This window comes from Microlunatus panaciterrae, from assembly GCF_016907535.1.
In the GTDB taxonomy this organism is placed as follows: Bacteria; Actinomycetota; Actinomycetes; order Propionibacteriales; family Propionibacteriaceae; genus Microlunatus; species Microlunatus panaciterrae.
Genome location: NZ_JAFBCF010000001.1, coordinates 3,664,452 through 3,678,364 on the forward strand (window position 1 = coordinate 3,664,452; position 13,913 = coordinate 3,678,364).

Sequence of the window (13,913 nt, forward strand, 5' to 3'; positions counted from 1 at the left end):
GAGCCGGAGTTTGGTCCCGCCCGGCGCGGGGTATCTCAGGTGCGACATGCAACGACCGTGTGCAGAGGAAGGCAGGACCATGACCGACCCCGCTGATGTCGTCGACCTGATCGAGGCGGACCATCGCGAGCTTGAGCGGCTCTTCCAGCTGTTGATGAGCCAGCCGGAGCGTCGCAGCCTCCTTCTGCCCGAGGTGGCCTCGCTGCTCGTCGCGCACAGCCGCGCCGAGGAGTCGGAGGTCTATCCGGCCGCGCGGGAGGCCGGGGAGACCGACGAGGTGGCCCACAGCCAGCACGAGCACGAGGAGGCCGAGCAGCTGCTGGAGCGGTTGACCGCCCTCGACCCGGAGGCCGCCGAGTTCGATGACGTCCTGCGTGACTTCGTCGGCGCGGTGGCCCACCATGTCGGCGAGGAGGAGCAGACGGTGCTGCCGGGCCTGCGCGAGAGGCTGTCCGACGAGCGCCGAAAGGAGCTGGCGGTGGCGTTCAGCACAGTCCGGGCCGAGCATCTGGGCGACAAGCCGGGTGAGGCGACGCGGGACGAGCTGGTGCGCAAGGCGCAGAACGCCGACATCAGCGGAGCCGCGTCGATGACGAAGGACGAGGCCAGGAAGTCCCTGCGCGAGGACTGACATCGGTCGACCTTGACCATCGCACCCCGTCCCGCGGCGAAATCTGCCATGATGTGCCGCGACGGAGCGTCGTTGGGGAGGTCTGATGGACGTGCAGCTGGCATCCAGCCTGGCAGAGATGACGATCGACATGGTCAGCCAGCCGGACGTGGCTCAGACCCTCGACACCGTGGTCCAGAATGCCGTGCAGGCGACGGCGGCGGACGGCGCCGGTGTGCTGCTGATCCGTCCCGGCCAGGTGGTGCAGACGGCCGCCGCCAGCGATGAGGTCGTGCGCAGAGCGGAGGCGCTGCAGTCCGCGTGCGGTGAGGGCCCGTGCCTGCAGGCCATCTGGAGCCACGACACTTTCCTCGTTCGGGACACCCGCGCGGACGAGCGGTGGCCACGGTGGGCGGCCGGCGTGGCCGAGCTCGGCTGGCGCTGCATCCTGGGCGTCCGGCTGTTCACGAAGCAGACCACCATCGGTGCCCTGAACCTGTTCTCGCAGTCGGTTGACGCCTTCGACCCGGATGACGTCGACGTCGCCGAGATCTTCGGCCAGCATGCGTCGCTGGCCCTGATGGCGGCGCAGGAGGATGCCGGGCTGCGGGCCGCGATCGGCGCGAAACACCTGATCGGCCAGGCCCAGGGCATCTTGATGGAACGGTATGGCATTGACGCCGATCGTGCGTTCGCCGTGCTGCGCCGGCATTCCCAGGACAGCAACGTCAAGCTGCGTACTGTTGCTGAACAGGTGATCGAGACCCGCCGCCTCCCGGAGCAGCGCACCGGCTGAGCCCACCGTGGGACCCGGTCAACGCGCCATGCTGGTCAGTCGGCCAGCCTGGAGCTGAATGACCACCGGCCGGTCCCCACGACGAACGAGGAGAAGCCCCGCTCCAGCTGGTCCAGGACCGGCGTGCGCTGCGAACTCGGGCCCCCGCTGAGCTGGATGCCCGATCCTGGGACGGAGACCGTGGCCGTGGCACCCGACGGCACCTGAATCTCCAGGGTGAGGTCCGAGCCGTTCCTGGTCCAGCCCGACGCCACCGTGCCGCGGACCGTCTCGATCCGATGCCCGGCCCGATCGAGATCACCGATGACCCTGGGGGACACCTCGAAGGTGCGCCAGCCCTGCTCGGGTGCGCGCAGCCCGGCAACGTCCTCGATCAACCACTGGGCCACGGTCCCGTGGAAGTAGTGGTTGCGAGACCGCGCCGTGGTCTCCCACATCTCCCACATGGTGTCGGCACCGTGCTCGAACCAGAACCCCCAGCTCGGGTATTCGGTCTGTCGGGCGACAGCGAGCGCAACATCGGCGTGGCCGTTGTCGCTCAACGCCTTCAGCAGCGTGTTGGCGCCGATGCAGCCGACGTTGTGCCGGTTGCCGCGGGCACGGACGTCGTCGGCGAGGCGGTCGGCCACCGTCTGGACCTGCTCGGTCGGGACCAGGCCGAACACCAACGGGACGGCGTTGGAGGTCTGGCTGTAGTGGTCGCCGACCACATACTGGCTGCCGTCGGGATGGAGGTAGGTCGCATTGAGAGCGGCGGTGAGCAGCCGCTCCTGCTGCCGGAAATGCTCGCCGGCGACGGCGTCGTCCACCACCTGGGCCAGCTCTGCCGCGTGGCGGAGGGCCCGGATCAGGAAGGCGGTGGCGGTCACGCCGGAGTCGTCCGGCCCGTTGCCGTGGGTGCCGGGCTGCAGGTAGTCACCCAGTTCGGATACAGCGACACCGTCGACCAGCTTGCCGAGCTCCCAGCCGAGGTAGGCCTTCAGCGGCTTCCAGTGCCGGTGCACCAGCTGTTCGTCGCCGTACCAGCGGTACAGCTGACGCAGCACGAAGGGATAGACCGTCGTCCACTCCGGCGACGGACCTAGGTCGGTGTAGCCCCAGCCCGCGGTGGGCGAGATCACCGGCAGCGACCCGTCAGCGCGCTGGCTGTCGGCCAGGTCGTCCAGCCACTTGGCGAACAGGCCGCGCATGCCGAACTGGTACAACATCGTCTCGGTGCCGAGCTGGGCGTCGCCGGTCCAGCCGTTCTTCTCGTAGACGGGGGTGTCGGTGGGGATGTGATGCAGATTGTTCAGCACGGTGCGCGCCATTGCCCGCTCGAACCGCTCGAACAGAGGCTCGCTGCAGCTGAAGAAGCCGACCTGGTCCACGTCGTTGTGGGCCAGGTGGGCGGTCAGGGTGTCCTCACGGGGAGGCTCGGCCAGCCCGTCGAGCTGGACGTAGCGGAACCCCTTGTAGGTGAAGCTGGGCTCCCAGCGCTGGTCCGGCGCTCCGTCGCCGATGTACTCGTCCCGTTGGAAGCGGTCGCCGTCGATGTGCTGGTTGACCGGCCGCACCGTGCCGTCGCTCTCAAGCACTTCGGCGTAGGTCAGGCTGATGGGCCGGCCGGCCGGCTGGTCGGTCCGCAGTGAGGCCCAGCCCGCCATGGTGCGGCCGAAGTCCGCGACCCAGGAGTCACCCACCTGCGTCCAGGTTGGCGTGCCGCTCCAGGTCACCCGCACCGGTTCGTGACGCTGCGGCTGGAGGATTCCGTCGGGTCCGGACACGACCCGGACCGGCTGCGGGTCCCCCGACGCCTGTGCGTCGAACGACTCACCAGCGTAGAGGCAGTCGAAGGTGGTGCCGCCCGAGCGGCAGGACCAGGTCTCGTCCGTCCCGAGGATCTCCGTGCTGCCGTCGGCGTAGACCAGGTGCAGCTCGGCGATCGCGCGCAGGTCGTCCTTCCACGGCGGCTGGTGCCAGTGCCAGACGTTGGGCGTGGGCAGGGCATAGAAGCCGCGTCCCAGCGCGATCTCCAGCGTGGTCTCGCCCGGGTTCAGCAGCGAGGTCACATCGGTGGGCACATACAGCACCCGCTTGTCGAAGTGCGTGAACGGTGGTGAGAGCCGGTGGTCGTTGACCGGCTGCCCGTTCAGCCGCAACCGGTGGAGGCCAAGCCCGCAGGCGTAGAGCCGGGCCGAGGCGACCTCGCCGACCACAGTGAAGGTCTTGGACAGCACCGGTTCCGCGCTGTCGCCCGTCGTTGCTGGCCCGGCGATCCAACGCCCGACGGCACCGAAGTCCGGCGCCGTCTCGAACCACTCGACCACCGAGTCCGCCACTCGGCCGGCGCCGTCGGTGACGGAGACCTGCCAGAAGAACCGCGTCCCGGTCGTCAGTCGGGGACCGGCGTAGTCGGCTCCCAGCCCGTCGGAGCGGACGACGTCGCCGCTGTCCCAGATCGGCTCACCTGTGGCGCCGGGCTGCTGCCACACCCGCAGCCGATAGCTGTGCTGCGGAGAGAAGTCGCTGTGATGGACCCAGCTGAATCGCGGGGCTGACGAGGTGACGGCCAATGGCCTGGCCTGGTGGTCGACGCGCATGGACCGTACTGAAGGGCTGTTCATCGAGAACTCTCTGAGCTGGGGAACCGTTCAGTTGACAATCGCGGAGAATGCCCGAGTCGCGATGTCTGGAAACGCTAGGGAAGGCGTTTGCCTCATGTCAAGGAGCCGTCCACCGCACGGTGCTGTCCGGGTGTGCTGGAGGTGGGACTCCGGGCCGGGCACGGTTGGCCGTGGCGTGCGCTCGTACGACGATTGACCGAACTCTTGGTAAACTCCAGACTGATGTCTGCCAACTCCGAGGCCGCCAAGCCACCCAAGACCACGGTCGCTGCGCGCCTGAGGCAGATCGGCCGACTGCTCCCGACGGCCCACTGGACCTACCTGCTGAGCCTGCTGCTGCCGCTGTTCGCCCTCGATCTCGTCTTCAAGGTCATCCGGATCAGAGCCCAGAGCAGTGCCCCGGGTCCGTTGGGTTTTGTCGACGAGATTCGCTCCGACGTCTTCTTCAACGCCGCGCTGCTGGTGCTGTGGGTCGGCGCCTTTGCGCTGGCACGGCGGGTGTGGTTGCGGGCGCTGCTGCTGCTGGTGCTGCACGTCTCGGTGATCCTGCTGCTGCTGCTCACCGCCGCCGGGCACTTCTACTACATGAAGACCGGATCCCTGCTGGAGACCGACACCGTGGTCGAGTTCTTCACGACCTTCAACCAGATCCGGGGCGCGATCGCGGTGGAGATGGGCCCGATCCACTGGGCGCTCCTGTTCGGCACGATCGGCTACGGCCTGTTCGGACCGGCCCTGATCACGCGGATCGTCCAGGGGCAATGGTTGCCGGTGCTGCCGAAGGGCCGGCGCCGGAGGCCGCTCACCCACTTCGCCTCGGTCGCCCTTGTGACGGGGTCGGCGATGGCTCTCGTGCTGCTGTCAGCGCTGCCCAGCTTCAACGGTGCCAGTGCCTTCAGCCGCAACAGTGTCGTGAACATGGCGGTCAACTCCGTGCAGGCCGCCTGGCAGCGACCTCCGGGCGGGTACGTCCCGCCGACGCGGGCCGACATCCCGGACCAGACCCGGCTGGTGAAGACGGCGCAGACCAAGAAGCGCAATGTCGTGATGATCTTCATGGAGTCCGAGCGGTTCAAGTCGACCTCGCTCTCCGACCCGTCGCTCGCCACCACCCCGTATCTGAGCGAGCTGGCCAAGAACAGCCTGGTGGCGCAGAACGCCTACGCGGTCCTGCCGCACACCTCCAAGTCCATCACCGCCGGCAACTGCGGTGTGGAGCCGCCCTTCGACAGCGAGAACACCGAGGCGGAGCCGAACGGTCTGGCGGCGAAGTGCCTGCCCACGCTGTTGAAGGAGCAGGGCTACAAGAGCGTCTTCTTCCAGTCCGCGACCGAGAAGTTCGAGCGGCGCCGGATGCTGGTGCACAACTTCGGCTACGACGAGTTCTACCCGCTGGAGGATCTGTCGAAGGCCGGGTACAACCACGCCAACTACTTCGGGTACGAAGACGACATCATGCTGAAGCCAAGCCGGGACTGGGCCCTGAAGCACAAGAACCGACCCTTTCTGATGACCTACCTCACGGTCACCAGCCACCACAACTATCGCGTCCCGGCCGACTTCCCGGCCCAGCACCTGTCCGACGACCCGGTGCTGAACAACTACCTGAACACGGTCCGCTACCAGGACAGGTTCGTCAAACAGGTGATCAACCAGTACAAGAAGATGGGGCTCTACGACAACACCATCTTCGTCGTCATGGCTGATCATGGTGAGGGGTTCGGTGAGCACGGTCGCAAGCAGCACGACGACACCATCTACAACGAAGGCATCAAGATCCCGTTGCTGATCCACGACCCGACCCGGTTCAAGGGCGGGAAGACGATCGAGACACCGGTGCAGAACCTGGCGATCCTGCCGACCGTGGCCGACCTGCTGGGCTACGACATCAGCGGGGGCCACTACCGGACCACCTCGATGCTGGACAAGCCGACCAACCGGCCGCTGATGGTGAGCTGCTTCCACGAGGATCGCTGCCTGGCCTACATCAAGGGCAGCAAGAAGTTCATCTACCACTTCGGCAACCGACCGGACGAGTTCTTCGACCTGGCCGCAGACCCGAACGAGACCCACAACATCATCGGCGAGCAGAACAAGGCCGAGATCAACCAGATCCGGACCGAGCTGCTCCGCTGGCAGGCGAAGGTGAAGGCGACCTACGCCCTGCAGCGGGGATCGAAGTAGCCCTCCGGCCCGTCAGCACCGCCGGCCGTTGCCCGGCCGGTTCCAGTGGTCACCACCAGCCCTGCTTCTTGGTCCACCGCAGCAACAGCCCGGAGATGACCAGCATGACCGCGAGGACCGCGACCAGCTGGACGACGTGGGTGCGGGTGTTGACGATCACGTTCATGCCGTAGACGGAGGCGAGGGCTGTCACCGGCAGCGTGATCGCTGCGATGACCGCCAGCCGCTCCATCGCCACGGTCATCTTGGTGGTCACCCTGGTCTGGTACAGGTCGATGACGCCGAACAGAAACTGGCTCTCGCCGTCGGCGACGCTGCGGACCCGGTCGAACTGCACGCTGAGGTCTCGGGCGAAGGGCCGGTCGGCCTCGGCGATGAAGCGCTCCAACGAGTCGATCCGGACATACATGTCGTGTGCCTGCGCAGCCATCGTCCGGGCGATCAGCAGCTCGTGGCGAAGCAGGAACAGCTGCTCGAGCAGGTCCTCCGGTCGACGGAAGTCTGAGCCCAACACCTGCTGCTCCAGCTGGGGTAGTCGGTTGGCCACCATCCGTACGGTCCTGCTCTGACGCCGGGCGATGGCTGAGCCGATGGCGTACGAGAGCTCGTACGGCGACCGCGGCCGGAAGCGTCCCTGCTCCATCCGGTTCAGCACGCCACGGGTCTCGGCGGTCGACTCCTCGAGCGGCACGGCCGGGTTGCGGGGCCCATGGACGGTGATCAGATAGCGGCCGCTGATGATCTGGTCCAGCTCGAGGGAGTGCACGTGGCCGGCCTCCCCGGCCAGCGGAACATGCAGGATGACGAACGTGTGCGCCTCATAGCTGTGCACCGTCGGAACGAAGTTCCGCTCCTTGCAGCTGGTGATCACCAGTGGGTGGCAGCCGAAGGTCGACACCAGCAGCCTCTCCGCTTCGTCGTCCCACTCGGGGATGTCGACCCAGACGAAGGCGTCATCGCGCTGCAGCAGAGTCTCCACCTCGTGCGGATTCTTCTCGCTCACCTCCGCAGGCTGCACGAGGAACACGTTCATGTTCACAGCGTGGCACGACTTCGCCGATAGGGTGGATGATCACCGCAGATCCCAGCCCGAGGACGAGATGAAGCCTGCAGCAGCGCCACTGTTCCGTGACCCGATCTTCGACGGTGCAGCCGACCCGACGGTGATCTACAACCCCCACGAGCGGGCCTGGTGGATGATCTACACCAACCGGCGTACCACGATCACCATCGAGACCGGGCTCACCTGGCTGTTCGGCAGTGATCTGGGGGTCGCCTCATCCGATGACGGCGGTGAGACCTGGCAGTACCGCGGCACGGTCGAAGGGCTCGCCTTCGAGTGGGGTCGTGGCACCTATTGGGCTCCGGAGATCATCGAGCACGACGGCACCTTCCACATGTTCGTCAGCTACATCCGCGGCATCCCGGTGCAGGGTCCGCCGCCGCGGATGCGGATCCATCACTACACCAGCCCCGACCTGATCGGCTGGACGCACCAGGGTCCGCTGCCGTTGAGCTCCGACCGGGTGATCGACGCCTGCGTCGTCCGGCGACCGGAGGGCGGCTTCCGGATGTGGTTCAAGGACGAAACCACCGGGTCGTCGACCTGGGCCGCCGACAGCGACGACCTCTACAGCTGGACCGTCGCCGGTGAGGTGCTGCGTACTCCAGGTGGCCACGAGGGTCCCAACGTGTTCTTCTTCGGTGGCTGCCACTGGTTGCTGGTCGACACCTGGAGGGGTCAGCTGGCCCATCGCTCCGACGACCTGACGCACTGGCAGGAGGCCGGCCTGGTCCTCGGTGGTGAGATCGGCGAGCAGCATCTCCGGCTCGACGATGTCGGCCCAGGCCTGCATGCCGACGTGGTGGTCTGTGCCGACCGGGCCTGGATCTTCTATTTCACCCATCCTGACCGCACCGGGCAGGAGCACCCGACGATCCGCAGCCGTCGCTCTTCGATCCAGGCGGCCGAGCTCCGGGTCGTGGACGGCCGACTCGTCTGTGACCGCGACCAGGTGGATGCGCCGGCCCTTTCTGCCGGCTGAGCCAATCGCGCTCCGCGCGTTCGCGGAAGAGGCCGTGCTGCGGGGGACGCGCGCTCGGCCTTCGAAAAGTCATCAGAACGCGACTATTCGCGCCAGATCGCGGCTGGGGGGTCCGAAAAGTCGTCAGGACGCGACTTTTCGAAGGCGGATTGCGGCTGGGGGCTGCGAAAAGTCGTCAGGACGCGACTTTTCGAAGGCGGATTGCGGCCGGGGGCTGCGAAAAGTCGTCAGGACGCGACTTCTCGAAGGCGGATTGCGGCTGGGGGCTCCGAAAAGTCGTCAGGACGCGACTTTTCGCGCCAGATCGCGGCTGACCTCGCCAGAAGTCGCGTTCTGACGAGCTTTCGATCCCGGCCGCGCTCCTGTCCGGCAGAAGTCGCGTTCTGTCGAGTTTTCCACCGGGATCGCCGCCCTGGGCCTGCCAGAACTCGCGTTCTGTCGAGTTTTCGATGGGGGCCCATGAACTCTCGCTCACGTGAGGCATCGAAGGCCCGCCGTTCGCGGCGAGCCCGTACCGGAAGGCTTTTCGACAGGATCAGGGTCCGGCAGGGGGCGCGAGCCTGGAGTGCAACGTACGAATCGGCACGTCAGTGCAGGGCCCGATCGAGCTCCACGCTCAGGGACATCGCCGCTCAGCGGTGACGCGCCGATATGCGCGTTCCGGCGTGCAGCTGGTGTCCGGTCCGATCACGCGGCCTGAGCCTGTCAAAGAGCTCCACCAAGGGGTCTCAGTGCCGACCCCGCCGGGAGGACCTCGACCGCGATCCACCTGGTCGCGGTCGGTGTCGGGCGTTGCCGCTGGCCTTCGATGCCGGGCCGTCGGTGGAGACGGCGCGGCCGGCCGCCTCCTTCGGCGGGGCGGACACGGTCCGCGAGCTGCGTTCGGTGCGGCCACGGACGATGCCGATGAAGTAGTCGATCCTGTCGTCCGGGGCGTTCGGGGCTTCGCGCAACCAGGCCAGACCGATCTGGGACCCCGCCACGCCCGTAACCGGTCGGTAGGTGAGCTCCTTGCGGTGGTGGAGGCGTGCTATGGACATCGGCACTATCGCGATGCCGGCGCCGGCGGCGATGCTTGCGAACGTCTCGCCGGTCGTCATCGCAGGTACCGGAAAGCGGGTCCGGTCCCGGACCTCGACGGCCAGGTCGCGCCATTCGGGCACGTTGTCCGGGTCCTGCAGCAGATGTTCGTCGGCGAGGTCGGCCACCGAGACCTCATCGAAGGCGGCCACCACGTGGTCCTTCGGAACGACCACGACCGCGACCTCACGATAGAGCGGAATGACGTTCAGTCCCTCCCGGTCGACCGGGAGTCGAAGGAAGCAGACGTCGGCCCGGCCATCTCGGAGCACTGCGAGCTGATCCTCATCGGCGCTGGGAAGGAGTACGAGCTCCACCTCGGGAACCCGCCGGCGCCAGGTGGCCGCCCACTTGTCCGGCATTACCCCAGGCACGAAGGCGACCCGCAGCGGGCCTGCCGCTGCGTCCCATGGCTCGGTCACGCCTGCCATCCTCGCAGGGCAACTACAGCGTCTACGCTGAGGCCATGAGTGGAGCCGCCCCGCAGACCATGAAGCCGGAGACTGCAGCCAAGAAGCTGGGCATCTTCCTGCCCGCGACACCGGAGGAGTTCCGTAGTGGACCGGTCACCCGGGAGGAGCTGAACGCCCTGCAGAACGACCCGCCGCAGTGGCTGGTGGACCTCCGCCTGCACGGTCCGCATCCGCGACAGGAGGTCGCTCGCAAGCTCGGGGTTTCCACCTCGGGTCTGGTCCGCGCCGGCATGTCGAGGGCGATGACGACGGCCGAGATCCAGGAACTGCTGGCGGCGAAGCCGGAGTGGCTGCTGGCGGAACGGGCGATCCAGGCCGAGGTACGAGCCGAGAACGCGCGGCTGAAGGCGCGGACCAACGACTGACGCCATCTGTCCGCGCCGACCCGTCAGCTGCCGCCGACACCGAGTGCGGCGAGCAGCACGAGCACAACCGTGGTCACGGCGAACACCCCGTGCACGATGACGATGGTCCGAGGGATCTGCTGTTCGACCAGCGTCGTTGCGGCCCCGGTCGAGGTTGCGGCGGGGGCATTTGCTGCGACGGGAGCGGCGCCGGCCGTCCGGCGATCCTTCGTCCAGCGCAGGACGAGTACGTCGCCGAGCGTGACCACCACCAGGAGGTCCACGAAGGCGATCCAGGCCAGCAGGCTGCTGTCGGTGACCAGGTAGACGATCCAGACGACGAGCCCGGCTGCCGCCAGCCCGAAGTGCCCGAACACCACCGGTGGCCGGAAGTGGCTGCGGGCGGAGGGCCCGCCGCCGCGGGCGCCGCCTCCGCGGAGCCACGTTCCGAGCATGTAGAACCCGAACCCTGCCGTGATGATCCAGGTGATGAGCGCCGCGATGGCCATGTCAGTCTCCTCCTTGCTGCGTTCTGGCCCTCTGGTCTGGACCGGTGGTCTGAGGCGGGGAAGTCGCCCCATGCTCAGCTGGCCCGGTGAACCCCTCCGCCTGCACCGACTCGGCGGCGACGCGGACGCCGTAGTGGTACGCCAGCTTGCCGCCCAGGTAGCCGGAGACGCCCAGCCCGGCCAGACTGATGACGGACAGCAGCAGCGGGCCGAGTGGGGTCCGAGTCGGGTCGCCCTGGCCGCGCCAGAAGAAGTTCAGCGCATACGCGAGGGTGAGGGTCAGGTTCACAGACAGGTGCAGCAGCGCCGTCCGGTGTACCGGGGTCCTGGTGGGAATGGCGTAGAAGTCCAGGAAGCCGACGCCGGCGGCGGCAAGTGCCCCGAGCACTCCGATCGCGATCAACCAGCGCGCACCGAGGGTGAACGCGGCCGGTGCGGCGGCCAGCCGCGACACGATGTCGAAGACCAGGCTCGCGACCCAGGCACCGATCGGCACTGTCACCAGGATGGGATGGAAGGGATGACCGTACGGTCCCGCCAGCACGGGCGAGATGGGCGTCTTCGCCCGGTCGTCGATCCCTGCCACGATCGCCCCCTTCACGATCAGATGCTGCACAGGTGTTTCTCCAAAACATGTTTCTCTTACGATCAACGGCTGTCAAGGAGCCGCTGAGCAGCAGTATGCAGCAGGGGTTCTGCTAACGGAGGTGGTCGATATCATGCTGTTCATGGAGGTCTCGGAGCCGCTGGATCCGGCATCGGTGACCGCTGTCGCGGCCCTTGCCGACGACCTCCGGCGGGCACTGTTCGAGCAGGTGCGACGCTCGCACCAGGGACTGACGCGTGAGCAGGCCGCCGTCGCCGTCGGCATCTCACGCAAGCTCGCGGCCTTCCATCTGGACAAGCTGGCCGCGGTCGGGCTGCTCGTGGTCCGGACCAGTGGCGAGCAGCGGGTCGGACGGCGGCCCCACGTGTACCAGGTTGCTGACGCCACCATCGAGGTGTCCATCCCCTCCCGTCGGCCCGACCTGTTGTCGGAGATCCTGGTGACGGCGGTGTCCCGACACCGACCGGAGGAGTCCGTGTCCGAGGCTGCCCTGCGGCTGGCCCGTGAGCTGGGCAGCGCCGCGGGTGAGGCCGAGCGGAGGTCCCACCGGGGCGGTCGGATGAGCCCCGAGCGTGGCCTCGGCATCGTGCGGCGGGTCTTGGACCACCTCGGATACCAGCCGTTCCGGGACGTCGAGGGCGACCTGCGACTCCGCAACTGCCCGTTCGACCCTCACGCGACACAGGAGCCCGAGCTCGTGTGCGGGATCAACCGGGCCTATCTGGCGGGCTTGATCGAGGGCCTGCAGGCGACCTCGCTGCAGGCGACCTCCCCAGAGTCGGGGTCTGCCTCAGAGTCGGCAGGATGTTGCGTCAGGGTCGGGCGAACGCCGGTGGGCTGAGCGGCACCCTTCGAGCCGTCCGGTCACCGGAACGTGGATGGACCCTCGATGGCGCGCAGCTGGTAGACGTAGAGGGCACGTGCTGTGGTCACGAGGCAGACGTTGGGGAGAGATCTGGTGATCGTCGGCCTGGTCGCTCGATTTCGTCACCGCCATCCTGTCTGACCTGAGACGTGGCCGGACAAGTTCAAGTACCGTCGCCTGGCCCGCTGGTCGCAGTCGTCACGGACAGACAGCGGTCGTCATGGCGCGGGTCAGCCATTGCCGGTACCGCTCGTGCGTCCAGCCCTGGGACAGGACCAGCCGCTCGTAGTGGTCGATGGCGAGATAGTTCCAGAGCAGATCACGGACCTCGTCGAGTTCGATACCTTCGCGTAGCTGCCCGGTGTCGAGCAGGTGGTGTCCCAGCATCGTCATCCCGGTCAAGCCTTCCTCGTTGAGCGTGTCCCAGACTGGGGTGAGCGCGTCGTCGACGTGGCGCCCGTCACGGATCAGGATCTGAACCTTGGCCGAACGTGCCAGGCGTTTGACAAGGCCGTCGACGAACATCGCGATCTTGCGTTGCACGTCGGGCTCGTCTCGGATCAGCTGCATCGCCGGGCGTTCGGCGATCGGCACCTGCTCATCGTCGCCGGCGATCACCAGGTCGAACACGGCCTTCACTACAGCGGCCTTGTTGCCGAAGTTCTTGTAGACACTCTCCACCGAGACCCCGGCTGCCTCGGCGATCGCGGCCAAGGTCGTTGCCCGGAACCCATCGCGCTCAAACAGCTCGCGCGCCGCCACCACCACGGCCAGGCGGCGGGCGCGGGCCTGCTCCCGCCGCCCGCTCGCGTCGTACGGCCTCTTGACAGGGTTCACTGAGCACTCCAAACTTTAGATAAAGTCGAACTGTATCTGATAGGGGGACATCATGGTCGTGCAACCTACTCCCGGCGCCGTGTCCGATCTGATCTCGGTTGCGGTGACCAGCATCCACCGGATGGCGGAAGGGGATCGTGCCGATTTTGACCCGCTCTATGCCCCGGGGGCGGTCGATCAGGAGAACCGGATTCAGCCGCCGTCGTCGCGGGTCCCCGGCCCGGCCGGGTTCTACGCCACTGCTCAGTGGTTGCGGTCTGCCTTCGCCGGCCTGCACTACGACATCCATCACGCCGTCGCCGACGGCACCCTGGTGGCGGTGAACTCGACCATGAACGGTCGGCACACCGCGCCTTGGGCGGTATACAGCGCCGATGGGACGGTGGACAGCGTCTTTCCGCCGACCGGGAAGACCTTCGCCATGACGCAGTCGCACTGGTTCCGGATCGAAGACGGTGTGATCGTCGAGCATTGGGCCCACCGCGACGACTTGGGCACGGCCAGACAGCTCGGGTGGATGCCGCCGACACCGGCGTACCTGGTCAAGATGGCCCGGGCCAAGCGGCGTGTGGTCCGCCGTCCGGATTCTCTGGCCGTTCCTGGTTCAGGGAGATGACGCCCGCCCTACGGCACACAATGGTCACGCCGGGCCGCATCCAAACCCACGGAAGACCGGGGAAGCGCATCGGCTGCGCGTTTGGACATCGACGAGGCAGCAGCGTGAACTGGCTCAACAGGTTTGTTACAGGCCAACCCGGCGACTCGCGATGTCTCGCTCTCGCCGCATCTGGCCAATGAGTGTGTCCGAGGGGGGACTTGAACCCCCATGCCCTAATACGGGCACTAGCACCTCAAGCTAGCGCGTCTACCTATTCCGCCACCCGGACCGGCTGACCAGTTTCCTGGACAGCGGGGGAAACTATAGCAAGGGATCCGCCGGATGCCGATTCGCCCCTG

13 protein-coding genes and 1 tRNA gene are annotated in these 13,913 nt (G+C 67.2%); 7 read left to right on the top strand and 7 right to left on the bottom strand.

The features are described from left to right. Positions 1 to 79: 79 nt before the first annotated feature. Together JOE57_RS16710 and JOE57_RS16715 are read left to right on the top strand one after the other, a co-directional pair. Positions 80 to 631 (top strand): hemerythrin domain-containing protein, encoded by a 552-nt coding sequence (locus tag JOE57_RS16710; RefSeq protein ID WP_204919720.1) that lies wholly within the window; start codon positions 80 to 82, stop codon positions 629 to 631. Between the two features lie 85 nt (positions 632 to 716). After that, complete coding sequence (locus JOE57_RS16715) at positions 717 to 1,406, top strand: GAF and ANTAR domain-containing protein (RefSeq protein WP_204919721.1); 690 nt, start codon at positions 717 to 719, stop codon at positions 1,404 to 1,406. A 35-nt stretch (positions 1,407 to 1,441) separates the two neighbouring features. Here the strand turns inward: JOE57_RS16715 and JOE57_RS16720 are convergent, their stop codons facing one another. After that, a complete protein-coding gene (locus tag JOE57_RS16720; protein WP_204919722.1) occupies positions 1,442 to 3,988 on the bottom strand; it encodes an alpha-L-rhamnosidase in 2,547 nt (848 codons plus the stop codon). A 246-nt stretch (positions 3,989 to 4,234) separates the two neighbouring features. Between JOE57_RS16720 and JOE57_RS16725 the strand changes: the two genes are divergently transcribed. Then, entirely contained in the window at positions 4,235 to 6,196 is a 1,962-nt protein-coding gene (locus JOE57_RS16725) for a sulfatase-like hydrolase/transferase (RefSeq protein WP_204919723.1), read from the top strand. Between the two features lie 49 nt (positions 6,197 to 6,245). On the opposite strand, the gene JOE57_RS16730 is transcribed toward JOE57_RS16725, so the two are convergent. Continuing rightward, on the bottom strand, positions 6,246 to 7,229 hold the full coding sequence (locus JOE57_RS16730) for a magnesium transporter CorA family protein (protein ID WP_204919724.1): 984 nt from the start codon (positions 7,227 to 7,229) through the stop codon (positions 6,246 to 6,248). Between JOE57_RS16730 and JOE57_RS16735 the strand changes: the two genes are divergently transcribed. Next, positions 7,228 to 8,241 carry a glycoside hydrolase family protein gene (locus JOE57_RS16735; RefSeq protein WP_204919725.1) on the top strand — a complete coding sequence of 338 codons (1,014 nt, stop codon included), beginning with the start codon at positions 7,228 to 7,230 and terminating at the stop codon, positions 8,239 to 8,241. The genes JOE57_RS16730 and JOE57_RS16735 overlap by 2 nt on opposite strands. 728 nt (positions 8,242 to 8,969) lie before the next feature. Here JOE57_RS16735 and JOE57_RS16740 read toward each other — a convergent pair. Continuing rightward, entirely contained in the window at positions 8,970 to 9,743 is a 774-nt protein-coding gene (locus JOE57_RS16740) for a LysR substrate-binding domain-containing protein (RefSeq protein WP_338041357.1), read from the bottom strand. A 44-nt stretch (positions 9,744 to 9,787) separates the two neighbouring features. On the opposite strand from JOE57_RS16740, the gene JOE57_RS16745 reads away from it, so the two are divergent. Beyond that, a complete protein-coding gene (locus JOE57_RS16745) occupies positions 9,788 to 10,159 on the top strand; it encodes a DUF5997 family protein (protein WP_204919727.1) in 372 nt (123 codons plus the stop codon). A gap of 23 nt (positions 10,160 to 10,182) precedes the next feature. On the opposite strand, the gene JOE57_RS16750 is transcribed toward JOE57_RS16745, so the two are convergent. Next, entirely contained in the window at positions 10,183 to 10,647 is a 465-nt protein-coding gene (locus JOE57_RS16750; protein ID WP_204919728.1) for a hypothetical protein, read from the bottom strand. Between the two features lies 1 nt (position 10,648). Further along, positions 10,649 to 11,248 (bottom strand): DUF2231 domain-containing protein, encoded by a 600-nt coding sequence (locus tag JOE57_RS16755; protein WP_338041358.1) that lies wholly within the window; start codon positions 11,246 to 11,248, stop codon positions 10,649 to 10,651. 127 nt (positions 11,249 to 11,375) lie between these two features. On the opposite strand from JOE57_RS16755, the gene JOE57_RS16760 reads away from it, so the two are divergent. Continuing rightward, complete coding sequence (locus JOE57_RS16760; RefSeq protein ID WP_204919729.1) at positions 11,376 to 12,095, top strand: helix-turn-helix transcriptional regulator; 720 nt, start codon at positions 11,376 to 11,378, stop codon at positions 12,093 to 12,095. 222 nt (positions 12,096 to 12,317) lie between these two features. Here the strand turns inward: JOE57_RS16760 and JOE57_RS16765 are convergent, their stop codons facing one another. Continuing rightward, entirely contained in the window at positions 12,318 to 12,956 is a 639-nt protein-coding gene (locus tag JOE57_RS16765; protein ID WP_204919730.1) for a TetR family transcriptional regulator, read from the bottom strand. A gap of 52 nt (positions 12,957 to 13,008) precedes the next feature. Between JOE57_RS16765 and JOE57_RS16770 the strand changes: the two genes are divergently transcribed. Then, a complete protein-coding gene (locus JOE57_RS16770; RefSeq protein ID WP_204919731.1) occupies positions 13,009 to 13,572 on the top strand; it encodes an ester cyclase in 564 nt (187 codons plus the stop codon). Positions 13,573 to 13,757: 185 nt separating this feature from the next. Here JOE57_RS16770 and JOE57_RS16775 read toward each other — a convergent pair. Further along, a tRNA-Leu gene (locus tag JOE57_RS16775) sits at positions 13,758 to 13,843 on the bottom strand. Between the last annotated feature and the right edge of the window lie 70 nt (positions 13,844 to 13,913).

Excerpts from the sequence above, each read along its gene's own strand:
- JOE57_RS16710 (WP_204919720.1), top strand. The coding sequence starts at position 80 with ATGACCGACCCCGCTGATGTCGTCGACCTGATCGAGGCGGACCATCGC.
- JOE57_RS16715 (WP_204919721.1), top strand. The coding sequence starts at position 717 with ATGGACGTGCAGCTGGCATCCAGCCTGGCAGAGATGACGATCGACATG.
- JOE57_RS16720 (WP_204919722.1), bottom strand. The coding sequence starts at position 3,988 with ATGCGCGTCGACCACCAGGCCAGGCCATTGGCCGTCACCTCGTCAGCC.
- JOE57_RS16725 (WP_204919723.1), top strand. The coding sequence starts at position 4,235 with ATGTCTGCCAACTCCGAGGCCGCCAAGCCACCCAAGACCACGGTCGCT.
- JOE57_RS16735 (WP_204919725.1), top strand. The coding sequence starts at position 7,228 with ATGTTCACAGCGTGGCACGACTTCGCCGATAGGGTGGATGATCACCGC.
- JOE57_RS16730 (WP_204919724.1), bottom strand. The coding sequence starts at position 7,229 with ATGAACGTGTTCCTCGTGCAGCCTGCGGAGGTGAGCGAGAAGAATCCG.
- JOE57_RS16745 (WP_204919727.1), top strand. The coding sequence starts at position 9,788 with ATGAGTGGAGCCGCCCCGCAGACCATGAAGCCGGAGACTGCAGCCAAG.
- JOE57_RS16750 (WP_204919728.1), bottom strand. The coding sequence starts at position 10,647 with ATGGCCATCGCGGCGCTCATCACCTGGATCATCACGGCAGGGTTCGGG.
- JOE57_RS16760 (WP_204919729.1), top strand. The coding sequence starts at position 11,376 with ATGGAGGTCTCGGAGCCGCTGGATCCGGCATCGGTGACCGCTGTCGCG.
- JOE57_RS16770 (WP_204919731.1), top strand. The coding sequence starts at position 13,009 with ATGGTCGTGCAACCTACTCCCGGCGCCGTGTCCGATCTGATCTCGGTT.